Source organism: Streptomyces malaysiensis subsp. malaysiensis (genome assembly GCF_040653035.1).
In the GTDB taxonomy this organism is placed as follows: domain Bacteria; phylum Actinomycetota; class Actinomycetes; order Streptomycetales; family Streptomycetaceae; genus Streptomyces; species Streptomyces malaysiensis.
Genome location: NZ_JBEZNG010000005.1, coordinates 388,304 through 412,724 on the forward strand (window position 1 = coordinate 388,304; position 24,421 = coordinate 412,724).

Annotated in this window: 22 protein-coding genes and 1 tRNA gene; 18 read left to right on the forward strand and 5 right to left on the reverse strand. The window is 70.0% G+C overall.

From position 1 onward, the window contains the following. Window positions 1–5: 5 nt before the first annotated feature. From AB0E24_RS13655 to AB0E24_RS13695, 9 genes are all read left to right on the forward strand, one after another. On the forward strand, window positions 6–1,382 hold the full coding sequence (locus tag AB0E24_RS13655) for an FtsK/SpoIIIE domain-containing protein (protein ID WP_359376806.1): 1,377 nt from the start codon (window positions 6–8) through the stop codon (window positions 1,380–1,382). Between the two features lie 81 nt (window positions 1,383–1,463). After that, the gene (locus tag AB0E24_RS13660; RefSeq protein ID WP_359376809.1) at window positions 1,464–1,673 is read left to right on the forward strand and encodes a hypothetical protein; all 210 of its coding nucleotides are present in this window, start codon (window positions 1,464–1,466) and stop codon (window positions 1,671–1,673) included. Window positions 1,674–1,697: 24 nt separating this feature from the next. Further along, window positions 1,698–2,324 carry a DUF2637 domain-containing protein gene (locus AB0E24_RS13665; protein WP_359376812.1) on the forward strand — a complete coding sequence of 209 codons (627 nt, stop codon included), beginning with the start codon at window positions 1,698–1,700 and terminating at the stop codon, window positions 2,322–2,324. Between the two features lie 11 nt (window positions 2,325–2,335). Next, complete coding sequence (locus AB0E24_RS13670) at window positions 2,336–2,521, forward strand: mobile element transfer protein (RefSeq protein ID WP_359376815.1); 186 nt, start codon at window positions 2,336–2,338, stop codon at window positions 2,519–2,521. Window positions 2,522–2,536: 15 nt separating this feature from the next. Beyond that, window positions 2,537–2,731, forward strand: a complete 195-nt coding sequence (locus tag AB0E24_RS13675) for a hypothetical protein (RefSeq protein WP_359376818.1) — start codon at window positions 2,537–2,539, stop codon at window positions 2,729–2,731. Window positions 2,732–2,755: 24 nt separating this feature from the next. Beyond that, window positions 2,756–3,052 carry a hypothetical protein gene (locus AB0E24_RS13680; RefSeq protein ID WP_359376821.1) on the forward strand — a complete coding sequence of 99 codons (297 nt, stop codon included), beginning with the start codon at window positions 2,756–2,758 and terminating at the stop codon, window positions 3,050–3,052. A gap of 164 nt (window positions 3,053–3,216) precedes the next feature. Beyond that, window positions 3,217–4,512 carry a replication initiator gene (locus AB0E24_RS13685; protein ID WP_359376824.1) on the forward strand — a complete coding sequence of 432 codons (1,296 nt, stop codon included), beginning with the start codon at window positions 3,217–3,219 and terminating at the stop codon, window positions 4,510–4,512. Beyond that, window positions 4,505–4,717, forward strand: coding sequence for an excisionase family DNA-binding protein (locus AB0E24_RS13690; RefSeq protein WP_359376827.1), 213 nt, complete (start codon window positions 4,505–4,507; stop codon window positions 4,715–4,717). The genes AB0E24_RS13685 and AB0E24_RS13690 overlap by 8 nt, the downstream gene beginning before the upstream one ends. Continuing rightward, the gene (locus tag AB0E24_RS13695) at window positions 4,717–5,886 is read left to right on the forward strand and encodes a tyrosine-type recombinase/integrase (protein WP_359376830.1); all 1,170 of its coding nucleotides are present in this window, start codon (window positions 4,717–4,719) and stop codon (window positions 5,884–5,886) included. Before AB0E24_RS13690 ends, AB0E24_RS13695 begins: the two co-directional genes overlap by 1 nt. 61 nt (window positions 5,887–5,947) lie before the next feature. On the opposite strand, the gene AB0E24_RS13700 is transcribed toward AB0E24_RS13695, so the two are convergent. Continuing rightward, window positions 5,948–6,021: transfer RNA gene (locus AB0E24_RS13700), tRNA-Gly, on the reverse strand. Window positions 6,022–6,622: 601 nt separating this feature from the next. Here AB0E24_RS13700 and dcd point away from each other — a divergent pair. Together dcd and AB0E24_RS13710 are read left to right on the forward strand one after the other, a co-directional pair. Continuing rightward, window positions 6,623–7,198: a dCTP deaminase gene (gene dcd / locus AB0E24_RS13705; RefSeq protein WP_020869751.1), complete on the forward strand. Its 576-nt coding sequence runs from the start codon at window positions 6,623–6,625 to the stop codon at window positions 7,196–7,198. Between the two features lie 5 nt (window positions 7,199–7,203). Continuing rightward, window positions 7,204–7,701, forward strand: a complete 498-nt coding sequence (locus AB0E24_RS13710; RefSeq protein WP_069872678.1) for a phosphoribosyltransferase — start codon at window positions 7,204–7,206, stop codon at window positions 7,699–7,701. 159 nt (window positions 7,702–7,860) lie between these two features. Here AB0E24_RS13710 and AB0E24_RS13715 read toward each other — a convergent pair whose 3' ends face one another. Continuing rightward, window positions 7,861–8,814 carry a Yip1 family protein gene (locus tag AB0E24_RS13715; protein WP_069872680.1) on the reverse strand — a complete coding sequence of 318 codons (954 nt, stop codon included), beginning with the start codon at window positions 8,812–8,814 and terminating at the stop codon, window positions 7,861–7,863. Between the two features lie 175 nt (window positions 8,815–8,989). Beyond that, entirely contained in the window at window positions 8,990–10,531 is a 1,542-nt protein-coding gene (locus AB0E24_RS13720; protein ID WP_359376837.1) for an FG-GAP repeat domain-containing protein, read from the reverse strand. Between the two features lie 1,276 nt (window positions 10,532–11,807). Between AB0E24_RS13720 and AB0E24_RS13725 the strand changes: the two genes are divergently transcribed. After that, window positions 11,808–14,543 (forward strand): SpoIIE family protein phosphatase, encoded by a 2,736-nt coding sequence (locus AB0E24_RS13725; protein ID WP_435865275.1) that lies wholly within the window; start codon window positions 11,808–11,810, stop codon window positions 14,541–14,543. A 162-nt stretch (window positions 14,544–14,705) separates the two neighbouring features. Here the strand turns inward: AB0E24_RS13725 and AB0E24_RS13730 are convergent, their stop codons facing one another. Next, a complete protein-coding gene (locus AB0E24_RS13730) occupies window positions 14,706–17,021 on the reverse strand; it encodes a (Fe-S)-binding protein (RefSeq protein ID WP_147968528.1) in 2,316 nt (771 codons plus the stop codon). Window positions 17,022–17,292: 271 nt separating this feature from the next. Here AB0E24_RS13730 and dnaK point away from each other — a divergent pair, with 271 nt between their 5' ends. The 6 genes from dnaK to proP all read left to right on the forward strand — a co-directional run bounded on the left by dnaK (window position 17,293) and on the right by proP (window position 23,811). Continuing rightward, window positions 17,293–19,161, forward strand: coding sequence for a molecular chaperone DnaK (dnaK, locus tag AB0E24_RS13735; protein WP_069872690.1), 1,869 nt, complete (start codon window positions 17,293–17,295; stop codon window positions 19,159–19,161). Next, window positions 19,158–19,817 (forward strand): nucleotide exchange factor GrpE, encoded by a 660-nt coding sequence (gene grpE, locus AB0E24_RS13740; RefSeq protein ID WP_283885485.1) that lies wholly within the window; start codon window positions 19,158–19,160, stop codon window positions 19,815–19,817. Before dnaK ends, grpE begins: the two co-directional genes overlap by 4 nt. Window positions 19,818–19,862: 45 nt before the next feature. Continuing rightward, window positions 19,863–21,059 (forward strand): molecular chaperone DnaJ, encoded by a 1,197-nt coding sequence (dnaJ, locus tag AB0E24_RS13745; RefSeq protein WP_079258396.1) that lies wholly within the window; start codon window positions 19,863–19,865, stop codon window positions 21,057–21,059. Between the two features lies 1 nt (window position 21,060). After that, entirely contained in the window at window positions 21,061–21,534 is a 474-nt protein-coding gene (locus tag AB0E24_RS13750) for a heat shock protein transcriptional repressor HspR (protein ID WP_069872697.1), read from the forward strand. Window positions 21,535–21,771: 237 nt separating this feature from the next. Continuing rightward, window positions 21,772–22,143, forward strand: a complete 372-nt coding sequence (locus AB0E24_RS13755) for a cupin domain-containing protein (RefSeq protein WP_079258397.1) — start codon at window positions 21,772–21,774, stop codon at window positions 22,141–22,143. A gap of 129 nt (window positions 22,144–22,272) precedes the next feature. Further along, window positions 22,273–23,811 (forward strand): glycine betaine/L-proline transporter ProP, encoded by a 1,539-nt coding sequence (gene proP, locus AB0E24_RS13760; protein ID WP_206335000.1) that lies wholly within the window; start codon window positions 22,273–22,275, stop codon window positions 23,809–23,811. Between the two features lie 121 nt (window positions 23,812–23,932). On the opposite strand, the gene AB0E24_RS13765 is transcribed toward proP, so the two are convergent. Continuing rightward, on the reverse strand, window positions 23,933–24,337 hold the full coding sequence (locus AB0E24_RS13765; protein WP_069872704.1) for a pyridoxamine 5'-phosphate oxidase family protein: 405 nt from the start codon (window positions 24,335–24,337) through the stop codon (window positions 23,933–23,935). Window positions 24,338–24,421: the final 84 nt, after the last annotated feature.

Genomic DNA, 24,421 nt, shown 5'->3' on the forward strand with positions numbered 1-24,421 from the left:
GCCTGATGGCTGAGGTGATGACGCTGATGGAGGTGGGTGGTCCGGTCGCCGCGACGGTCGGCGGGGCCGCCTACCTCCGGGCCCGGCACCCGGCCGCCTACTGGTCCACCGTCGGGATGCCCATCTCGACGGCACGGCTGTTGGGGTCGTACGGGTCGGTGATGGATGCGTGCGGGCTGACCGTTCCGCCGTCGCGGCTGCGGGCCTGGGCAGTGCAGGCGCTCACGCATCGGGAGGTTCGGCCGGTGCCTCCGCGTCGGGGGCTGATCCGGCCTACGCCGACCGGGCTGCGGGTGCGGCTGCGGCTGGCGCCGGGGCAGGAACCGGCCGATGTGGCTGCCTCGTGTGAGCGGCTGCGGCATGCCTGGGGCGTTCACGGCGCGTATGTGGAGGAGATCAAGCCGGGTGTGGTTGAGCTGCGGCTGATCGGCTTCGATGTGCTCCGGAAGGTGCGGATGCCTCGCAAGACCGGCGGCGGGTTCCTGAAGGTGCCGGTGGCGCTGCGGGAGGACGCGACGCCGTTCGTGCGGGACTACCGGGCGATCCCGCACCAACTGACGCTGGGCGCCACGTTGTCGGGGAAGTCGATGTTCCTACGGCATCTGATAGCCGGGCTCGCCCGGCAACGGGTCGCGCTGGTGGGGATCGACTGCAAGCGGGGTGTCGAGCTGGCGCCGTTCGCTCCACGGCTCTCGGCTCTGGCGATGGATCCTGTGCAGGCGGCGGAGCTGCTGCCTGTGCTTGTTGGGCTGATGGAGGACCGGTACGACCTGATCAAGGCCCGGCAGGGCATCGCCCCCAGCACTCCGGATGAGGAGATCACCTCTGACATCTGGGGGCTGCCGGAGGAGGAGCGGCCGGTGCCGGTGGTGCTGGTGGTGGACGAGGTGGCCGAACTGTTCCTCGTCGCTACGCGGAAGGATGAGGAGCGGCGGGATGAGATGGTCACCCAGCTCATCCGGCTCGCCCAACTGGGCCGCGCGGCAGGCATCTATCTGGAGGTGTGCGGACAGCGGTTCGGCGCCGAGTTGGGCAAGGGGGCGACGATGCTGCGGGCGCAGTTGACCGGGCGGGTCTGCCACCGTGTGAACGATGAAGCCTCCGCCAAGATGGCGCTCGGCGACATCGCCCCCGAAGCGGTCGGCGCGGCCTGCGCCATCGCCCCCGAACGGCCCGGCCTCGCGGTCGCCGGGGACACCTCCGGCGGCTGGTCCCGCATCCGCACCCCCTATCTCTCGCTCGCTGACGCTGCGGCCGTCTGCCGCGACCATGCCCAGCTCGTCCCGGACATGCCCGCGCTGGAGCCATTCCGGCCGGACGTGCCGGCCGTTCCGGTGAGCGCTCCAACCTCGCTGATCAAGCCGCTCCCGGCCGCCGAGTAATCCACCCCGCCTGACGGCTGGCGCGACCGCATCGCGCCGTGTCCCTACCCCCGCCATGCCTGAAACCGAAAGGGAGTCCCTGTGTCCCGTCCCACCATCTCCGAGATCTCCGCGCTCCTGGCCGACCTGGCCAACTTCCGCACACGTGGGAGCGGGAGCCGCGCCGAGCTGATGAACCGCAAAGCAGACCTGTTGGAGCGCATTGCCGCCGCCCGGCCCGATGACGCCGAGGCCGCTGAGGTCGCCGCCGCCGCTCGCGCCCGTGCCGACGAACTCACCGCACAGGACTGACTGGACCGGAAGGAGCTTCTCCCCATGCGCGCTCACCTCGCGCGGGTTGACGCGGTGCTCGTGCAAGCGGTCATCGCTGCCGCGCTGTCTTTCGCCCACCTCCATGACCTGGCCTCGGCGGCCGGACAGGACGGGTGGAAGGCGTGGGCCTATCCGGTTTCTGTTGACCTGCTGCTCGTGGCGGCCTGGCGTCGGCTGCGGTCGGGGGCGTCCAGGGCAGCGGGCTGGTGCTGGTTCGTGATCGCCCTGGCTGCCTCACTCGGGGCGAACGTCGCCACTGCCGGACTGCTCGACCTCGCCGACGTACCGGACTGGCTGCGCATCCTCGTCGCCGGATGGCCCGCTGTCGCCTTCCTCGGCGGCACGCTCCTCGCCCACACCGCACCAACGCCCGAAACTGCGTCGGCTCCGGCCGAACCCGCCGAAGCCGTATCGGTCTCGGCCGAGCCGGAAACCCCGGGACCACCCGCCACCCCGGAGCCTGAGCCGAATCGGACGGCGCCGCATGTTCCTGCCGCGCTCGTCACCCACGCGCGCAAGCTCGCCGACGACCACCGTGCCCGTACTGGATCGCCCATCGACACCGACACCTTGCGCGCCCGCCTCGGCGTCCCGGCGCCGCTGGCCGACGCCATCGCTTCCCATCTGTGAAGGGGTCCTTCATGCTCCGCCGCTTCCGCAACATCATCCGCATCGGCCCGGTGCGCGTCGGCACCGCCAACGACCACCGGGGTCGGGTGAAGCACACCGCCGTATGCACCGCGCCGCGCTGTGACTTCTCCGCCGACTACGACACCCGTGCCGCTGCCGAGCTGGCCGCTCGTACGCACCGCTGCCCTGCCTACTGAGAGGAGAGATCGCCCGTGACCGTCAGCCTGCCCCTGATCCTCGTCCTCGGCGCCGTTGCCTGGATCGCGATCAAGTTCATGGGTGTCCGCCTGTGGGTCGCCGTCGTGATTGCGCTGTTCGGCTTCTGGCTCGCCCATACCGGCATCGCGCCGTCCGTGGAGTCCGGTACGCGCTCCGGTGTCGACTCCGTCAACGGCAAACACGACTAGACGAGTAGCTGAGAGGAGATCGCCGTGTTCCGACCGAAGTACCCCGAAGCCCCCACGCCGCCGATCGTCCACGTGCCCACTGCCGTCCCGGCGGCCCAGCACCCTCACGCCCCGGCCTGCTCCTGCCAGCACACCACCGCGCCCGCTCCGGTCCGCCCGGCCGGGGCCTTGAGCGGGATCAATGCCGGAACGGTCGGTGCCGTGGTCACGGTCGGCATCGTCCTGACGGCCCTGCTCGCCGCCGTAGCTGTCACGGCCGTCTCCGTCGCCGTGGCCGCCGTCGTCATGCGCTCGCTCCTGGCCAGCCAGCGGCGCAGCTGACCCCACGCGAACACGACTGCCGGGGCGGCCTCGATACCGCCAAGCATCCGCCGCCCCGGCAGCCCAACCCCTCCCGACCCAAGAGCCGAAAGAGGAGCCCCATCATCACCCGCACCACCCCGCCACCGCTGCCCGAACTGGGCAGCCTGGCAGCACTGGGCACCATGCCCGCACTGCTCCGCCAACTCTCCGGCCTCGGCGGCTGCACCAACCCCATCCGCCTCGACGGCCACCGCACCGAACACCACCTCGACCGCGACACCGGCGAGATCGGCCGCATTCTTCATCACCTGGACTCCGCCGAGCTGCCCGCCGGGCATCTGCTGGTCCGCTGCAACAACCGTCGCGTGACCCGCTGTGCGGCCTGTGCCGAGACCTACCGCCGCGACACCTTCCACCTGATCACTGCCGGACTACGCGGCGGCAAAGGCACTCCCGAGGAGGTCGCCACGCACCCGCGCGTCTTCGCCACCTTCACCGCGCCCAGCTTCGGGCCCGTCCACAGCCGGCCCACGGGTCCGGCCGGTGTTCGCCGTCCGTGCCGGTGCGGTGTCCACCACGATCAGGAGGACGACGCGCTTGGTACTCCGCTCGATCCGGACCGGTACGACTACGAATCCGCGGTGCTCTGGAACGCTCACGCGGGCCTGCTGTGGCGGCGGTTCTCGATCTACCTGCGGCGGGAGGTCGCCAAGCGGGCCGGGCTCTCACAACGGGCCTTCCGCGCGCACGCCCGGCTGTCCTTCGCCAAGGTCGCTGAGTACCAGAAACGCGGCGCTGTCCACTTCCACGCCGTCATCCGGCTCGACGGCCCGGAAGGCGGTGACACTCCGCCCCCGGCCTGGGCCACCGCCGAGCTGCTGACCGACGCCATCCGCGCTGCCGCAGTCAAGGCGGAGGTGAAAGGGCCGGTGATCGACGGCCGGGCCCACCGCTTCGCCTTCGGCAGGCAACTCGACGTACGGCCCCTCCGGGGCGCGGAATTCAACGGCGGCCAGGAGCTGACCGACCGGGCTGTAGCCGCGTACATCGCCAAGTACGCCACCAAAGGCGCCGAGACCGCGACCGGCGCCCTCGACCGGCCGATACGCCTCATCGCCGAACTCGCCCAACTCGACGTCCCCGAACACACCCGCCGCCTGATCCGCACCGCCTGGGCTCTCGGGGTGCGGAAGGACCTGGAACACCTCCGGCTTCGTGCCTGGGCTCACATGCTCGGCTTCCGGGGCCACTTCTCGACCAAGTCGCGTCGCTACTCCACCACTCTCGGCGCACTCCGCGACGCCCGCGCCGCCTGGCGACGTGCTCAGGCTGCGGCCGCCGACTCCGGCTCGGACGGGACCACGCTGGTCCTCGCCCACTGGGTCTACGCCGGTACCGGCCTCACCCCCGCCGAGGAATGGCTGACCGCCACCATCACCCCTGCTCCCGGAACGGAAGGAGAACCGACCCATGCGTGACCGGTACCTCAGCGTTGCCCAGGTGGCTGAGCTGCTGGGCACCACAGACCGCTTCCCTCGGCGGCTGATCGCCGAGCGGCGCATCAAGTACGTCAAGGTGGGCCGTCACGTACGGATCCCGGAGAGCGTCATTCAGGAGTACATCGACGCGAACACCGTGCGGCCGGTGCAACCTCGGCGGCGTCACCTCCGGAGGGCTGCCTGATGGGGAACAAGAAGGGCAACCGCCGCCGCTTCGGCTCGGTCCGTCAGTACCGGTCGGGACGTTGGACTGCGGGCTACCTGGGACCGGATGGGCAGGAGCACCGTGCGCCCGAGACGTTCGACACCAAGAAGGACGCTGAGGTGTGGCTGTCCCAGGTCGAGGCGGACCTGACGCGCGGTGATTGGCAGGACCCGGACGCGGGTGCCGTCAACTTCGAGGAGTACGCCTTGCGGTGGGTCAAGGAGCGCGGGCTTTCTCCGACCACCGATGAGTTATATCGGCGGCTTCTGCGGCTGCATCTCCTGCCCTCCTTCCGGGCCTGGGACCTGGACGAGATCACCCCGCCTCGCATACGCACCTGGCGTGCCGAGCGCCTGGAGACGGTTGGGGAGACGACCGTGGCCAAGTCGTACCGGCTGCTGAAAGCCATCCTGGAGACGGCCGTTGAGGACGAGCTGATCCGCCGGAATCCCTGCCGGATACGCGGGGCGGGGAAGGAGTCGGCAGGCGAACGTCCCATCGCCACCGTGGAGCAGGTGGATGCGCTCGCCGACGCCATGGGGCCTCGGTGGCGGCTGATGGTCTACATCGCCGCGTACGGCCCTGCTCGTCCTGAAGAGCAGGCGGAGATGCGGCGGCCTGACGTGGATCTCGAAACGGTCGGTGTGTGGGTGCGCCGGGCCGCGCCTGAGCTGACATCCGGCCGGCGGGTCGTGGGCGATACGAAATCCGAGGCAGGGAAGCGGTTCATCGTGCTGCCCGGCTTCATGCGGAAGGATCTGGAGCGGCACGTGAAGTGGTTCGCCGAGAAGGGGCCCAACGGGCTTCTCTTCGTCGGTGAGAAGGGCGCTCCGTTCCGGCGGTCGACGTTCGGGCGGAAGTGGCGGAAGGCTCGGGCCAAGGTTGGTCTCCCGGAGAATTTCCGTTTCTACGATCTTCGTCACACCGGGCACACCCTCTCGACCCAATCCGGCGCGACCCTCAAGGACACGATGGTGCGCGCCGGGCAGTCGTCCACACGGGCCGCGCTCATCTACCAGCACTCGCCCCTGGAGCGACAGAAGAAGGTCGCCGCCGGGATCGATGCCCTGGTGCGTGCCGACCGGCAGAAGGGCGTTGAGCAGGGCGGCGCGAAGCCTTCTGGTGCGGATCTGGTGCAAGACGCTTAGCGCGGTCTAGACAACAGCAGGCAACGAACAAGGCCCAGGTCGCTGACCTGGGCCTTCGCTATGGAGCGGGTGACGGGAATCGAACCCGCGCTCTGAGCTTGGGAAGCTCATGTTCTACCATTAAACTACACCCGCGAGAGGGGCCTGATCTTCGGCCGCCGCTTCGTCGGACGACACTTTACCCCATGGCTGACCCCCGGCGCATTCGTCGTGGGGTCTTCGTGCTGTTCGGGGCGGGATCCAGGTCAAGGCGGGGCCAAGGTGGTGTCGGATCGGGGTGGATTCGCGGGGGACTCGAGGGGGATTCGCGGGGGATTTGGGGTGGATTTTTGGGGTGTGGGTGGGGTGGAAGCGGCTGTTGGGGTGCGGGAGTTGGGCGTACGGTGGGGGTGCGGAGTGCCGCGTGGAGTGGTGTGTGGTTGATCCCCTAATGTGGCTTTTGTCGTCCACGCCGTCCACGTTCTTTGGGGAAGGACTCAATGGAGCGCACCGTCGTCCGTTGTGCTGAAGGGCACGTGTTCAGCACCGCCTCGTTCCCGATGCAGCACCTCACCGTCGACCGCATCGGCCCCGGCCGATTGTTGCGGTGTCCGCGTTGCGCCCGGCTCCGGCACGCCGTGCCGGTGGGCGCCGAGAAGCGGTGAGCGGTAGCCGATGAAGTCGCAGGGTGCGGGCCCGGTCCGGTGGGACCGGGCCTGTGCCGTGGGGGTGGGTCCGATGTGCGTATCCTCTTCGAGTGCTTCTCTCAGACAAGGACATCCGGGCCGAGATCGACGCCGGGCGGGTGCGGATTGATCCGTACGATCCGGCGATGGTGCAGCCGTCGAGTATCGATGTACGGCTGGACCGGTTCTTCCGGGTGTTCGAGAACCACCGCTATCCGCATATCGACCCGGCGGTGGAGCAGCCCGATCTGACGCGGCTCGTGGAGCCCGAGGGCGAGGACGCGTTCATCCTGCACCCCGGGGAGTTCGTGCTGGCCTCGACGTACGAGGTCGTATCGCTGCCGGACGACATCGCCTCGCGGCTCGAGGGGAAGTCGAGTCTGGGGCGGCTGGGGCTGCTGACGCACTCCACGGCGGGGTTCATCGACCCGGGGTTCTCCGGACATGTCACGCTTGAGTTGTCGAACGTCGCGACGTTGCCGATCAAGCTATGGCCTGGGATGAAGATCGGGCAGCTGTGCATGTTCCGGCTGACCTCGCCCGCCGAGCATCCTTACGGTTCCGCCCGTTACGGCTCCCGCTATCAGGGGCAGCGCGGGCCGACGCCCTCGCGGTCGTTCCAGAGCTTCCACCGGACGAAGGTGTGAGCGGTATGGGTGAGCAGCGGGAGAACCTCACGTACGAGCGGTTCGGGATCGCGGTCCGCGAACTGGCGCAGCAGGTTGCCGACGATGGCTACGAGCCCGACATCGTGCTCTCCATAGCCCGCGGCGGGGTCTTCGTGGCCGGCGGGCTGGCGTACGCGCTCGACTGCAAGAACATCCACCTGGTGAACGTGGAGTTCTACACGGGCGTGGGGACCACCCTCGACATGCCCGTGATGCTCGCGCCCGTCCCCAACGTGATCGACTTCTCCGACAAGAAGGTGCTGATCGCCGATGATGTGGCGGACACCGGCAAGACGCTGAAGCTGGTCCGTGACTTCTGCCTCGGCACGGTCGCCGAGGTGCGCAGCGCGGTGATCTACGAGAAGCCGCAGTCGCTGGTCGAGTGCGAGTACGTCTGGCAGCGCACCGATCGGTGGATCAACTTCCCGTGGAGCGTCGAACCGCCCGTCGTGCGGCGGGAGGGGCAGGTGCGGGACGCCTGACGGGCGGTGGCCAGGCACCAGCCTGACGGGCGTGGCCCGGCACCCATGAGGTGTGTGTGAGATGAGGGGCCCGCTGGTGCGGGCCCCTTGGTCATGCGGCCATACGGGCTGCGGTCGTTCGGCCAGGTGGCCTGCGGTTTCCGCTCCGTGGCGCCGTCCTTACAGCGTTCCCAGCTTCACCAGGCTCAGCAGCGCGATCAGCTGGAGCGCCGACGCGCCCAGCGCCTTCTGCCACGGCAGGTCGTGCGACTTGCTCACCATCGTGGTGAAGAGCGCGCCCGCCGCCAGCCAGGTCACCCAGCCCACCACCTTCACCAGCGAGCTGTCACCGCCCAGGAACAGCGCGAACACCAGCCGCGGCGCGTCCGTGATCGACATGATCAGCATCGACAGACCGACGGTCGGCGCCCAGGTGCCGTCGCCGCCCAGCTGGCGGGCGAGGGTGTGGGTGACGGCGCCCAGGATCAGTCCGCTGATCACCATGGCGACGCCCGCGGTGAGCACCCAGGGGATGCTGTTCGACATCGGGGCGTTGAGGACGTCCTTACGGGCGTCATCGAAGCCGAAGACCGCCAGCAGACCGTAGATGAAGGTCACGATCAGCGCCGTGCCCCAGACCGCGTAGTCCCGCATCTGCCAGAAGGTGGCCGACGGGCGCAGCACGATGCCGCTCAGCAGCTGCTTCCAGTGCAGCCGGGGGCCGGCGGGCGGGGCGGTGGAGGAGCCGGCGCGGTATGTGTGCCCGGCGTAGCCGTCGTCGTACGAGCCGGGGGCCTGGCCGTACGGGTCGTACGCGTCGGGCGCCTCGCCGACGCTGAACTGCTGTGTATGGCCCGCGTTGTTGTCCGCGTACCCGCCGCCCTGTCCGTACGGTCTCTGCCCCTGGCCGTAGCCTCCGGGGCCGGGGCCCTGCCCGGGCCCGGGGCCGTAGTGCGGGTCCTGGCCGCCGAAGTACTCCGGCTCTCCCTGTGAGGAGGGCTGCTGCCACTGCGGCTGCTGCTGACCGCCGTACGGGTCGTGCTGTCCGTACGGCTGCTGCTGCGGCCGCTGCTGCTGCCCCTGTTGCGCGGAGTGGGAGTCCCGTCCGCGTCCGATCCTGAATCCAGCCACCATTTGAACGTACCCGGTCGTAGCGGGCCGGGTGTGGGAGCTGTGTGACGTACCAGCCATTGCGGCCGAGCTGTGACATCCCCTAGGGGGTCCCTGATGGGTTTTCCCCCGGTGGTGGCTGGGGGTGGCTGGTGTTCTCGGGTTCCTGGTGCTGGCCGGGTCCCTCAGCCTCTGTGCTTCACTCCTTGTCCGCCGCGAACGGCTTGCTGCTGAAGGCCGTCTTGTCCGCCTTACCGTCCGTGATCCACCACCACTCGGGACGTTCGCCGTACCGCGAGAAGGCCAGACCACGGCCCCACGCCAGCACGACCTCGTCCTTACCGTCATGATCGAAGTCCGCGACGCCGTAGAGCCGGGCCGCGCGCTCGCCCTTACGGACGGCCTTGCCGTCCACGCTGGCGGGTGCCGCGCGGGTCAGCAGGCGGCGGTCGGCGACGCGGGGCGCGGTGGCGTGGGAGCCGCGCCGCAGGGTGAGCAGTTCGACGCCGCCCCGTCCGAGGGAGACGGCCAGCTCGTCGGTGCCGTCGCCGTTGGTGTCGGCGGCGGCCAGCGTGCCCGACATCCCGGGCACCTTGAGGGGGCGCGGAGCGGAACCCGCCGTCCGTGCCGCCCCCTTGAGGTAGACGCTCACCGTCTTGCCGATGTCGGCGCGCTCCGTCTCTCCGCCCGGTTCGTCGTTACGGGTGCCGCTGTCGCCGACCGCGACATCTCGGCGGCCGTCGCCGTCGAAGTCGCCGAAGGCGATCGAGTTGCCCTCGCGCAGCGGGTGGCCCTCGTGGCTGAGGCCGTGGGGGCCGGCGGGGAGGAGGACGGAGCCGGACTGGTCGTTGTCGTTGACCGTGTGCACCACCAGATCGGTGGCGCGGGGGCCGTCAGCGCCGTCAGCGCCTTTGTCGCCGCCATGGTCGTCATCGCCCGCGGTGTCCGCGATGGTGTCCGCGATGAGATCGCCGATCTCGCCGTGGCCGTCCAGCGGACTCGTGTACGGAACGGTCCTGGTGGCCTTGCCCGCCCGGTTGAACGGCCCGTACAGCACCAGCAGCGAGCGGCGGTCCTCGCGGATCAGGGCCAGGTCGTGGTGGCCGTCGCCGTTGAAGTCGCCGACGGTCGGGCGCTGGGCGTCCACACCGTCGTCCGGGCCGGTCAGCTGGACGCGGGCGGCGGAGCGGGTCCGGCCGGGGCCGCCGGGGCCGCCCCAGGAGATGTAGGGGACGGTCCGCACAGTGGCCTGGGTGCGCTCGGTCTCGCTCTCGTCGAGCGCCGCGCCCGCCGTGGTGGTGACGTCGGCGTAGCCGTCGCCGTCGAGGTCGGCCGTGGCCACCTCGGTCGCGCCCGCGACGGTGACGTCCTCGGACGGCAGGCCGAGGTCGCGATGGCGGAGCACGGTGCGGGTGGCGGGATTCAGACCGTGGGACGAGCCGTGGACGAAGGCGATCCGGCTGGGCAGCCCGCCTTTGCGGGACGGGACGGGGATACGCAGATCGGGGTAGCCGTCGCCGTTGACGTCGTCCGGCAGCCGGCTGCCCTTGCCGCGGGGGACGGGGGCGGTCGCGGTGGGGGTGATGACGGATCCGGTGGCGGAGGAGGCGCCGTCGCGCTCGCCTGGTGAGCCGTTGTCGTCGGGGCCGCAGCCGGTGAGCAGCAGGGCCAGGCAGGCCGTACCGGCGGCGACGTAGGTGGCCATGGAGGTGGCCGCTGAGGTCGCCCTGGAGGTCGCCATGGAGCCGGCGGGGGAGGTTGCTACAGATGTGGCGGAGGAGGCGGCAGAGGCGGTGACGGGGGCCGCGGGGGCGGCGGTGGTGGTGGAGCCGGTGGAAGTGCGGGGGAGGGAGCGGCGCCGGGAGCCCGGGACGCGGCCGGGTGGTGCTGTGGGGGGAGGTGCGGGCGTCATCGGCCCACCTCAACCCATCAGGGCGGCTCAGGCCATGGGGCACGGCACTTCGTTACGAGGGTGATGCCTGGTTTCCACCCTTCGCCACTCGATGGTCGTTCCGGATGATGCGGGATGGATCAGTCCGCTTGGCTGTAAAGATGACCTTTGGAGCACAAGGGCCGTCCAGGACATTTACGAATGCCGCGGTGGGCATGATCCTGTAGGGAATTCGCAACGTCGTTGTGAGAAGGGATACTTCACGGCCAGTATCGGTAGTCGTCCGACGCGCAACTTCGACGCGCAACTTCGACGCGGAAAAGCGGGGGCAAGCCATGTGCTTAAGGCACGATGTGCGAGTGATGGGTGAAGCGGCGAGTCCGGTGGAAGAGGGCGCGGGCGGGGTGTAGGCGCGATGTCGGACGGGAGTGCTCGGCCGGCGGCGGGGGATGCCGCTCGCCCGCCGCTGAGCGAGGGTGCTAGAAATAGCGACATGGCCGGACTTTTCGGTCGACCACGGGTTCCGCTGGCTCGCACGATGACCGACTGGCGCCCGCGTGGTCGGCGTGAGGGGCCCCGCTCGGCGTGGGAACGACGCGGGCGGCGCGATCAGCAGGACACGCAGGACCAGCGGAACCAGCAGGACCAGCGGGATCAGCGCGATGACCGTGATCATCGGGATCAACGCGATGAAGGTGGTCAGCCCGATCAGCGCGACCAGCGCGGTCAACCCGATGCGCAGGGCTCGCCGGGCCCCTATGACCACTGGGGTGCCCAGGGCCGGCCGGACACATACGCCCAGCGGGGCCCGCTCCGGCCGCCGCGGCGCACCGGCGGCCGGAGCGGCCATGATTCAGGCCGTGACGGCCGTGACGGTCGTGACGGCCGCGACCCCGGCCGCGGCCGTGACGGCCGTGACGGTCGTGACGGCCGCGACCCCGGCCGCGGTTCCGGTCACGCATCAGGTCCAGGCTTCGGCCGCGGATCGGGTCCTGGCTTCGGCCGCGGATCAGGCCCCGGTTTCGGCCCCGGATCGGGTCCCGGCTTCGGTCCGGGCTCCGGCAATGGCTCCGCCCACGGCCGGAGCCATAGGCTGCGCTCCCGCCTGGGCCGCCCGGTACGCGGCGTGCGCACCGTGGCCGGTCAGGTCTTCGTCCTCCAGGTGGGGGTCGTGCTGCTGCTGGTCGTCGCGGCCGTGGCGGCGCTCGTCCTACAGTCCCGCTACGACAGCGAGCGGGAGGCCAGTAACCGCTCCATGGCGGTCGCCGAGAGCTTCGCGAACGCACCGGGCATGGTGAGCGCGTTGCGCGGCCGCGATCCGAGCGCCGTGCTCCAGCCGCTCGCCGAGCGGGCCCGTAAGGGCTCCGGGGTCGACTTCGTCGTGGCCATGACGCCGCAGGGGATCCGCTACACCCACCCCAACCCCGCCCGCATCGGCAAGCACTTCATGGGCAGCATCCGCGCGGCGGCGGAGGGCCGGACGGTCCAGGAGACCTTCACCGGCACGCTCGGCCTGTCCGTGCGGTCCGTGGTGCCCGTCAAGGACAGCCACGGGAAGGTCGTCGGCCTGGTCGCGGCCGGTATCACGATCAAGAAGGTGAGCGGTGCGGCCGACCAGCAGCTGCCGTTGCTGTTCGGCGCGGCCGCGGCCGCGATGGCGCTCGCCACGGCGGGTACGGCCCTGGTGAGCAGGCGGCTGCGGCGCCAGACGCATGGGCTGGACCCGGCCGAGATGACGCGGATGTACGAGCATCACGACGCGGTGCTGCACTCGGTGCGCGAAGGCGTGCTGATCGTCGGCGGCGACGGCCGGCTGGTGCTCGCCAACGACGAGGCGCGCCGGCTCTTCGAGCTCCCGCCGGACGCCGAGGGCAGGCTGGTGTCCGAGCTCGGCTTCGATCCGCACACCGCCGCGCTGCTGTCGTCCGGGCGCCCCGCCACCGACGAGGTCCATACGGCCGGTGAGCGGCTGCTGTCCGTCAGCCACCGCCCCACCGACCGCGACGGCGGCCCGCCCGGCAGTGTCGCCACCCTGCGCGACACCACGGAGCTGCGCGCGCTGTCCGGCAAGGTCGACCTCGCGCGCAACCGGCTCAAGCTGCTCTACGACGCGGGCGTCTCCATCGGCACCACGCTGGACGTGGTGCGCACCGCCCAGGAGCTGGCGGAGTACGCGGTGGCCCGGTTCGCCGACTACGTCTCGGTGGACCTCGCGGACTCGGTGCTGCGCGGTGAGGAGCCCCCGGACGGGGTGCCGGGCGTCGGCAGCCCGGACACGGTCGGCAGCCCGGAGACGGGCTCGTGGGGCGCCGTGGCCGCCGCCGACGGCGCCCGCACCGTCCTGCGCCGTACGGCACTCAGCGGCATCCGTGACGACGGCCCGCTCTACCCCCTCGGCATGCTGATCGAGTTCGGCCCGGGCGCGCCCCAGGCCCGGGGCTTCCGCACCGGAGCGGTCACGGTCGAGCCGTTCCTCGCGGACTTCGGCGGCTGGCAGGAGCAGGACCCCGAGCTCGCCCGGCGGATCGTCGACTACGGAATCCACTCGATGATCACGATCCCGCTGCGGGCCCGGGGCGTCGTCCTGGGCGTGGCCAGCTTCATGCGCGCGCAGAAGCCGGAGCCCTTCGAGGAGGACGACATCTCCCTCGCCGAGGAGCTGGTCACCCGGGCCGCCGTCAGCATCGACAACGCCCGTCGCTACACCCGCGAGCACACCATGGCGGTGACCCTCCAGCGCAGCCTGCTGCCCCGGATGCTCCCCGAGCAGAACGCGCTGGACGTGGCGTACCGCTATCTGCCGGCGGAGTCGGGGGTGGGCGGCGACTGGTTCGATGTCATTCCGCTGCCGGGGGCGCGGGTGGCGCTGGTGGTGGGCGATGTGGTGGGGCACGGTCTGCACGCGGCGGCGACGATGGGGCGCTTGCGTACGGCGGTGCACAACTTCTCCACGCTCGACCTCCCGCCCGATGAGATCCTCTCCCATCTCGACGATCTGATCGCCCGGATCGACCAGGACGAGGGCCCTGGCGGTCTGGACGGCGACGGCGGTGGCGGCAGTGAGGGGATCACGGGGGCCACCTGCCTGTACGCGATCTACGACCCGGTGACGCGGCGCTGCACGATGGCGCGGGCCGGTCATCCACCGCCCGCGCTGGTCCGTTCGGACGGTTCGGTGGAGTTCCTCGATCTGCCCTCGGGGCCGCCGCTGGGCCTGGGCGGGCTGCCGTTCGAGACGGCGGAGCTCGAGCTCCCCGAGGGCAGCCATCTGGTGCTCTACACGGACGGGCTGATCGAGAAGCGCGACCGGGACATCGACACGGGTCTGGAGATGCTGCGCGCGGCCCTGGCCCACCCCGGCCGGACGCCCGAGGACGCCTGTACGGCGGTGCTGGACGCGCTGCTGCCCGACCGTCCGAGCGATGACATCGCGCTGATCGTGGCCCGTACGAGGGTGCTGGAGCCCGGTCTTATCGCCGACTGGGAGGTGCCCTCCGATCCGGCGCACGTGGCCGAGGTGCGCGCCGCGGTGGCCCGGAAGCTGGCGGAGTGGGATCTGGGCGATGTCGCGTTCACGACCGAGCTCATCCTCAGCGAGCTGATCACCAACGCGATCCGCTACGCGACCGGTCCGATCCGGGTGCGGCTGCTCTGCGACCGCAGCCTGATCTGCGAGGTCTTCGACACCAGCAGTACCTCGCCGCATCTGCGGTACGCGGGGACGACGGACGAGGGCGGCCGGGGGCTCTTCCTGGTCTCGCAGTTCGCCGACCGCTGGGGCACCCGCTACACCTCGGACGGCAAGGTCATCTGGACCGAGCAGGCGCTGCCGCTGTCGAAGAGCGGCAAGCCGCGGACGTAGGGCTCTCATGAGAGCCGTAGGGCCCTCATGAGAGCCGTAAGGGCGCCGCGGCGGCCGTAAGGACGTCAGGAAAGCCAGGAAAGCCAGGGAGCCAGGAAAGCGTGAAGCCCGCCCACGGACCCCGTGGGCGGGCTTCAGCGCATCGGCGAGACGCCTCCGGCGCTATTTGGCCGGGGCCGGTTCCGGCGCCTCCGCGTTCTTGCCGCCGTCCTCCGGTTCGGCCGGGGTCTTCACCGAGTCGAGGAGCAGCTGCGCCACATCCACGACCTGGAGCCCTTCCTTCACCACGCCATCGCCCGCGGCGGAGCCGCTATTGGACGCCTTCTTGCCGTTGACGGAGTCGGTCAGCATCACCAGGCAGAACGGGCAGGCGGTGGAGATGATGTCCGGGTTGAGGGACAGCGCCTCGTCCACGCGCTCGTTGTTGATGCGCTTGCCGATCCGCTCCTCCATCCACATCCGGGCGCCGCCCGCGCCGCAGCAGAAGCCGCGCTCCTTGTGGCGGTGCATCTCCTCGTTCCGCAGCCCCGGCACCTTGGCGATGATCTCGCGCGGCGGGGTGTAGACCTTGTTGTGGCGGCCCAGGTAGCAGGGGTCGTGGTAGGTGATCAGACCCTCGACCGGGGTGACCGGGACCAGCTTGCCCTCGTCGATGAGGTGCTGGAGCAGCTGGGTGTGGTGGATGACCTCGAAGTCGCCGCCCAGCTGCGGGTATTCATTCGCGATGGTGTTGAAGCAGTGCGGGCAGGTGGCGACGATCTTCTTCTTGGACTTCTCGACCACGACGCCCTCGGCACCGTCCTCACCTTCGGCGGACTCACCGAACGCCATGTTCAGCATCTCGACGTTCTGCTGGCCGAGCTGCTGGAAGAGGAACTCATTGCCCAGACGGCGGGCGGAGTCACCGGTGCACGCCTCGTCGCCGCCCATGATCGCGAACTTGACGCCCGCGATGTGCAGCAGCTCGGCGAACGCCTTGGTGGTCTTCTTGGCCCGGTCCTCCAGGGCGCCCGCGCAGCCGACCCAGTACAGGTAGTCGACCTCGGTGAGGTCCTCGATGTCCTTGCCGACGACCGGCACCTCGAAGCCTGTGTCCGCTGCGAGCTCCTTGGTCCATGCCAGCCGCTGCTTCTTGGCCAGACCCCAGGGGTTGCCCTTCTTCTCCAGGTTCTTGAGCATCGTGCCCGCCTCAGACGGGAACGAGGACTCGATCATCACCTGGTAGCGGCGCATGTCCACGATGTGGTCGACGTGCTCGATGTCCACCGGGCACTGCTCGACGCACGCACCGCAGGTGGTGCAGGACCACAGCACATCCGGGTCGATGACGCCATTCTCCTCGAGCGTGCCGATCAGCGGCCGCTCGGCCTCCGCCAGCGCGGCGGCGGGCACCTCGGCGAGCTGCTCCTCGCTCGCCTTCTCCTCGCCCTCCACCGTCTTGCCGCCACCGGCGAGCAGATACGGGGCCTTGGCGTGCGAGTGGTCGCGCAGCGACATGATCAGCAGCTTGGGCGAGAGCGGCTTGCCGGTGTTCCAGGCCGGGCACTGCGACTGGCAGCGGCCGCACTCGGTGCAGGTGGAGAAGTCGAGGATGCCCTTCCAGGAGAAGTGCTCGATCTGCGAGACGCCGAACTGGGCGTCCTCGTCCGGGTCCTCGAAGTCGATCGGCTTGCCCTCGCTGGTCATCGGCTGGAGCGCGCCGAGCGCCACCTCGCCGTCCGCGTTCCGCTTGAACCAGATGTTGGGGAAGGCGAGGAAGCGGTGCCAGGCGATGCTCATGTCGAGGTTGGTGCTGACCGTGATCATCCAGATCATGGTCGTGCCCAGCTTGATCATCGCGAAGAAGTAGGTCAGGTTCTGCACCGTGTCCACGCCGAGCCCGTCGAAGAGCTGGACCAGCGGATACGAGGCGAAGTACGCGGGCTCGTAGTGGTCGACGTGGTGCAGCGCGCCCTCGGTGCCGCGCAGCGCCATGATCGCGAGGCCGATGATGAGGATGACGTACTCGACGAAGTACGCCTGCCAGGCGGTGGAGCCCGCGAACCGGGACTTGCGCCCGGCCCGGCTGGGCAGGTTCAGCAGCCGGATCACCATCAGCGTCAGGATGCCGAGCGTGGTCATCGTGCCGATGAACTCGATGTACAGCTCGTAGGGGAGGAAGCCGCCGAGGATCGGCAGCGTCCAGTCCGCCTGGAAGAGCTGGCCGTAGGCGTTGATGATGGTCGGCGGCAGGGTGAGGAAGCCGATCGCCACGAACCAGTGGGCGACGCCGATGACGCCCCACTTGTTCATGCGCGTATGTGCGAGGAACTCGCGGACCAGGGTCACGCTGCGCTGCCAGGGGTTGTCGGTCCTGGCCCCTGCCGGGACCGGGGCGCCGAGCTTGAAGAAGCGCACGAACTGTGTGACGGCCCGGCCGAGCAGGGCAACGCCGACCGCGGTGAGGACCAGCGACACGATGATCGCGGCGAGTTGCATAAGGGGCTCCTCGAACCTGCGAGAGCTGGATTACTAAGCAGTAACTTAATGTGGCTTGACCGAGATTACCCGCCCGGACGGGCACCCATGTAGTCGACCAGCCGGTGATCTGTGTCGCTCACTTGGCCCCTCCTCCATCTCTTCCTCGCCCCCTTGGGTATAAGCCTCATATAAAAGTTGAGCGGCGTCGACTCAGGTCTGTTGACAGCGGCAAACCGTTGGTGCACGCTTGAGCCTGTTCCACTCAATGCTGTAGCTGGAGGATCCCGAAATGGCACGTGCGGTCGGCATCGACCTGGGTACGACGAACTCCGTCGTCAGTGTTCTCGAAGGCGGTGAGCCCACCGTCATCACCAACGCCGAGGGCGCCAGGACCACGCCGTCCGTTGTGGCGTTCGCCAAGAACGGCGAGGTGCTGGTGGGCGAAGTCGCCAAGCGCCAGGCGGTCACGAACGTGGACCGGACCATCCGGTCGGTCAAGCGCCACATGGGCACCGACTGGAAGATCAACCTCGACGGCAAGGACTTCAACCCCCAGCAGATCAGCGCCTTCATCCTCCAGAAGCTGAAGCGCGACGCCGAGTCGTACCTGGGCGAGAAGGTCGCGGACGCGGTCATCACCGTCCCGGCGTACTTCAACGACGCCGAGCGCCAGGCGACCAAGGAAGCCGGTGAGATCGCGGGCCTCAACGTTCTGCGTATCGTCAACGAGCCTACTGCCGCCGCGCTCGCCTACGGGCTGGAGAAGGACGACCAGACCATTCTGGTCTTCGACCTCGGTGGCGGCACCTTCGACGTCTCGCTGCTGGAGATCGGCGACGGCGTGGTGGAGGTCAAGGCCACCAACGGTGACAACCACCTCGGTGGTGACGACTGGGACCAGCGCGTCGTCGACCACCTGGTCAAGCAGTTCAACAACGGCCACGGCGTCGACCTGTCCAAGGACAAGATGGCTCTTCAGCGCCTCCGTGAGGCGGCTGAGAAGGCGAAGATCGAGCTCTCCAGCTCGTCCGAGACCACCATCAACCTGCCCTACATCACGGCGTCCGCCGAGGGCCCGCTGCACCTGGACGAGAAGCTCACCCGCGCCCAGTTCCAGCAGCTCACCTCCGACCTGCTGGAGCGCTGCAAGACCCCGTTCCACAACGTCATCAAGGACGCGGGCATCTCGCTGTCCGAGATCGACCACGTGGTCCTGGTCGGTGGCTCCACCCGTATGCCCGCCGTCGCCGAGCTCGTCAAGGAGCTGACCGGCGGCAAGGAGGCCAACAAGGGCGTCAACCCGGACGAGGTCGTCGCCATCGGCGCCTCGCTCCAGGCCGGTGTCCTCAAGGGTGAGGTCAAGGACGTCCTGCTGCTCGACGTCACCCCGCTGTCCCTCGGTATCGAGACCAAGGGCGGCATCATGACCAAGCTGATCGAGCGCAACACGACCATTCCGACCAAGCGCTCGGAGATCTTCACCACGGCCGAGGACAACCAGCCGTCCGTGCAGATCCAGGTCTACCAGGGCGAGCGCGAGATCGCGGCGTACAACAAGAAGCTCGGGATGTTCGAGCTGACCGGTCTGCCCCCGGCCCCGCGCGGCGTGCCGCAGATCGAGGTCACCTTCGACATCGACGCCAACGGCATCATGCACGTCGGCGCGAAGGACCTCGGCACCGGCAAGGAGCAGAAGATGACCGTCACCGGCGGCTCCGCGCTGCCGAAGGACGACATCGACCGCATGATGCGCGAGGCCGAGCAGTACGCGGAGGAGGACCACAAGCGCCGCGAGGCCGCCGAGACCCGCAACCAGGCCGAGCAGCTGGTCTACCAGACGGACAAGTTCCTCAAGGACAACGAGGACAAGGTCCCGGGCGAGGTGAAGACCGAGGTCGAGGAGGCCCTCACCGAGCTGAAGGACAAGCTCAAGGGCGAGGACACCGCCGAGATCCGCACCGCGACCGAGAAGGTCGCCGCGGTCAGCCAGAAGCTGGGCCAGGCCATGTACGCCAACACGGCGGACGGCGCGGGCGCGGCCGGTGCCGCCGCCGGTGACGCCGGTGCGGCCGGCCAGGCCAAGGCCGATGACGATGTGGTGGACGCCGAGATCGTCGACGACGACAAGGCCGACAAGGGCCAGGGTGGTGCGGCGTGACGGAGGAGACCCCGGGCTTCGAGGAGCAGCCCGACGTCCCCCCCGAAGCCGCGCAGACCCCCGACGACGCGGCGAAGGGCGCCGGGTCCGCCGACAAGGCGGGCCCGTCGGCCCCGGCCGGGGACATCGAGCAAGTAGCCCTTCAGGCACAGCTGGACCAGGTGCGCACCGCGCTGAATGAGCGGACGGCCGACCTCCAGCGGCTCCAGGCGGAGTACCAGAACTATCGGCGCCGGGTCGAGCGGGACCGGGTGACGGTCAAGGAGATCGCCGTGGCGAGCCTCCTGTCCGAGCTGCTGCCCGTGCTCGACGACATCGGGCGCGCCCGTGACCACGGCGAGCTCGTCGGCGGGTTCAAGTCCGTGGCCGAATCGGTGGAGACGGTGGTGGCCAAGCTGGGCCTCCAGCAGTTCGGCAAGGAGGGCGAGCCCTTCGACCCGCTGGTGCACGAGGCGCTGATGCACTCGTACGCGCCGGACGTCACCGAGACCACGTGCGTGCAGATTCTTCAGCCGGGGTATCGAATCGGCGAGCGAACGATCCGCCCGGCGCGGGTCGCCGTCGCCGAGCCCCAGCCCGGAGCCACCCCCGCCAAGGGTGGCGAAGGCGAGGCCGCCGCCCAGGACGAGGAGAGCGGTGGCCCGGAAGAGGGCTGACGCGACGGTGACCGCGAGAGCAGTGAGAGAGGAGGGACGTCGGGGATGAGCACCAAGGACTTCGTGGAGAAGGACTACTACAAGGTCCTCGGCGTCCCCAAGGACGCCACCGAGGCGGAGATCAAGAAGGCGTACCGGAAGCTCGCCCGCGAGTACCACCCGGACGCCAACAAGGGCGACGCCAAGGCGGAGGAGCGGTTCAAGGAGATCTCCGAGGCCAATGACATCCTCGGGGACCCCAAGCGGCGCAAGGAGTACGACGAGGCCCGCGCCCTCTTCGGCAACGGGGGATTCCGCCCCGGGCCGGGTGGCGCGGGCGGCACCGGCAGCTTCAACTTCGACCTGGGCGACCTCTTCGGTGGCGCGCAGGGCGGCGGTGGGGGTGGCGGTGGCGCCGGCGCCGGCGGTTTCGGCGGCGGGCTCGGGGATGTCTTCGGCGGGCTGTTCGGCGGCCGTGGCGGCGCCACCCGCGCCCAGCCGCGCCGGGGCCAGGACATCGAGTCCGAGGTGACGCTCAGCTTCACCGAGGCCGTCGAGGGGGCCACGGTCCCGCTGCGGATGTCCAGTCAGGCCCCGTGCAAGGCGTGCTCGGGCACCGGCGACCGGGACGGCACCCCGCGGGTCTGCCCGACCTGCGTCGGCACCGGCCAGGTCAGCCGGGGCGGCGGGGGCGGCTTCTCGCTCACCGACCCGTGCGTGGAGTGCCGCGGCCGCGGGCTGATCGCGCAGAACCCGTGCGAGACCTGCAAGGGCAGCGGACGGGCCCGTTCCGCCCGCACCATGCAGGTCCGTATCCCCGCGGGCGTCAGCGATGGCCAGCGGATCCGGCTGCGCGGCAAGGGCGCCCCGGGCGAGACCGGCGGCCCGGCCGGCGATCTGTATGTGGTCGTGCATGTGGACGCGCATCCGGTCTTCGGCCGCAAGGGCGACAACCTGACCGTCACCGTGCCCGTCACCCTTCCCGAGGCGGCGCTCGGCGGCGAGGTCAAGGTCCCGACCCTGGGCGGCCCGCCGGTCACCCTGAAGCTGCCGCCCGGCACGCCCAATGGACGGACCATGCGCGCCCGTGGCAAGGGCGCGGTGCGCAAGGACGGCACCCACGGAGACCTGCTGGTCACCGTCGAGATCACGGTGCCGAAGGACCTGAGCGACTCGGCGCGGGACGCGCTGGAGTCGTATCGCGAGGCGACCGTGGGAGAGGACCCGCGGGCGGAGCTGTTCAAGGCCGCGAAGGGAGCTTGAGATGGACGGCCGCGGTGGAATCGGAGGCAGGGGCGCTGGCCGACCCCGCAACCCGTATGAGCTGACCGAGGATTCGCCGGTGTACGTCATCTCGGTGGCCGCTCAGCTCTCCGGGCTGCACCCACAGACCCTGCGTCAGTACGACCGCCTCGGCCTGGTCTCCCCCGACCGTACCGCCGGCCGCGGCCGGCGGTACTCCGCGCGCGATATCCAGCTGCTCCGCCAGGTCCAGCAGCTGTCCCAGGACGAGGGCATCAACCTCGCCGGGATCAAGCGCATCATCGAACTGGAGAACCAGGTCGCGGCCCTCCAGGCCCGTGTCGCCGAGCTCCAGGCCGCGGTCGAGGGCGCCGCGACGGCCATGCAGCAGCGCGAGGCCCAGGTCCATGCCTCCTACCGTCGCGATCTGGTCCGCTACCAGGACATCCAGCAGAGCAGCGCCCTGGTGGTCTGGCGCCCCAGGCGCCCGGAGTAGCGCCCCCGCGCGCCCCTCCTCGTGGGCCCGGTGACCGTCTTACGGCCGCCGGGCCTTTCGCATGCCCTGAGCCCGCTGAGCCTTGAGCTCGCTGAGCCTTGAGCCCGCTGAGCCCTGAGCCCGCGGAGCCCGCCCTGAGCATTCCTGGGGCACTCCCGTGGCACTCCCGGGCTCTTGAGCGGGCGCGCCGTCGGGGCGGCCCGGGCGCACCATGGAGGTATGGGAGGAGGCATCGCCATGGTGGAAGTCAAGACGATCGAGAAGCCGGATGAGCGGCGTGACTTTCCCGGGGGCCATATCGAGGTCCTGCATCTGACCGGGCTGGATTTCGCCGTGGGCACCTTCGACCCCGGATGGCGCTGGCGCGAGTCGGTGCGGCCGATCGTGGGGACCGATCTGTGCGAGGTCCACCACAGCGGGATCGTGATCCAGGGGCGGATGCGGCTGCGCACGGCCGATGGCGCGGAGGCCGAGGTCGGGCCGGGGGACGTGTTCGTGGTGGCGCCTGGCCATGACGCATGGGTCGTCGGCGATGAGCAGGTCGTGGTGTACGACATGGCCGGGCAGATGGCGAAGACATACGCGAAGTCGAGCGAGGCCGGGGCCTGAGCCGGGGGGCGGGAGCGGCGTCATAGAGCGGTCCAGCCGTCGGCAGGGGACGAGATGACTTCCGGTCGGAGACCACCGCGCGGCCCCCGCCGCGGAGCGTGGCCGCACGGCAGCGCCCGTACCGACCAGCTGCTCCGTACGCTGCTGCGCCGCCGCAAGGAACCGCTGGCCATCGAGGACGTCACCGTAGTCGACAAGCCGGGGATGCGTCGTGCCGTCGCGGCGACGGCGATCGGCAACACCATGGAGTGGTTCGACTTCGGTGTCTACGCCTATGTCGCGGTCACCCTCGGCAGGGTCTTCTTCCCCGCCGACAACCCCGCCACCCAGGTGGTCTCCACGTTCGCGACCTTCGCCGTGGCCTTTCTGGTGCGGCCGCTGGGCGGGCTGGTGTTCGGGCCGCTGGGCGACCGGATCGGGCGGCGGCGGGTGCTGTCCACCACCATGATCCTGATGGCCACCGGCACCTTCGGGGTGGGTCTGCTGCCCGGCTATTCCTCGATCGGCTTCGCCGCCCCGCTGCTGCTCCTGGCCTGCCGGGTGGTGCAGGGCTTCTCGACCGGCGGGGAGTACGCGGGGGCGACCACGTACATCGCCGAGTTCGCGCCCGATCAGCGCCGTGGCTTTCTCGGCAGCTGGCTCGACTTCGGCACCTTCATCGGCTATTCGCTGGGCTCCGGCCTGGTCACCGTGCTCACCGCCGCCATCGGCGAGAACGGGATGGTGGACTGGGGCTGGCGGGTGCCGTTCCTGGTGGCGGGGCCGTTGGGGCTGATCGGTCTGTATATGCGGCTGCGGCTGGAGGAGACCCCGGCGTTCCAGCAGGTGGCCGAGCGGGCGGCCCAGGAGGCCGAGGCGGCGCGGGCCCACGGTGACACCGTGCCGATCGAGGAGGCCCGCCAGTCCGGACGGGGGCGGCTGAAGGAGATCTTCACCCGGCACTGGCAGGCGGTGCTGATCTGCATGGGTCTGGTGCTGATGTACAACGTCACCAACTACATGGTGACGTCGTACCTGCCGACGTTCATGACCTCCACGCTCGGCAAGAACGCCACCACGGCCCAGGTGCTGGTGCTGGGCACCATGCTGTTCGTGGTGCTGGCGATCACGGTGGTGGGGCGCACGTCCGACCGCTGGGGGCGGCGGCCGCTGTTCCTCTTCGGCAGCCTCGGCATGGTGGTGGTGGCCGTTCCGGCGGTGCTGCTGATCCGGGCGGGCGGTGTGCTGATGCCCGCGATCGGCTGTCTGATCCTGGGCGCGATGCTGGTCACCTTCGCGGGGACGAGCGCCGCCACGCTTCCGGCGCTGTTCCCGACCCGGCTGCGCTACGGCGCGCTGTCGATCTCGTACAACCTCTCCGTGTCGCTGTTCGGCGGGACCACGCCGCTGCTGGCCTCCTGGCTGGTGGCCACCACGCACAACACGCTGGTGCCCGCCTACTACCTGATGGTGGCGGGTGTGATCGGGCTGGTCTCCACGCTGTTCCTGCACGAGACGGCGGGGAAGCCGCTGCGCGGTTCCGGGCCCATGGTGGAGACCGAGGAGGAGGCGCGTACGGCGGTGGCCGAGAGCCGTACGGAGGCCGGGCGGCGCGCCCGCGATGTGTGGATCCGGCTGCGCCACCCGTGGGCGGGCGCGGGGCAACGCCGGGAGGAGGACGAGGAGTGACGGGGTCCGCGGCTCGCGCCTTGCTCGGGGCTCTTGCCTTGCCCGCGCTTCATGCCTTGCTCAGGGCTCAAGCCCTGCCCACGCCTCAAGTCTTGCCCCTGGCTCAGCCCTTCCCCCTGGCTCAAGCCTTGCCCATCGCGCGGGTGAGGGCGATCTCGATGAGGACGCGGTCGGGGTTGGGGCGCGGGGTGCGCTCGTAGCGCTCGGCGTAGCGGCGCACCGCGTCCGCGATCAGCTCGGGCTCCTCGCGCACCACCGCGAGCCCCTCCAGCGTGGCCCACCGCCTGCCCGCCAGCTGGCAGACCGCGACCCGCGCACCGGCCTCGCCCGCCGCCCGGACATGGGCGACCTTACGGCTGTGGCGGTTGGCGATGACGCGGGCGAGCCCGGCCTCGGGGTCGTAGGTGACGCCGACCGGGACCACATGCGGGGTGCCGTCCGGGCGCGGGGTGGTCAGGGTGCACACATGGCGTTCGCGCCAGAAATCGAGGTACTCGGGATCGGGGTTGCGGGGATCGCGGGACATGGCACAGAACCTAAGGCCAAGGGAGTGGCGCCAGCGAGGTTGAGTGGAATAGACTCAACTTTACGGAGGTTGGGTAGGGCAGGA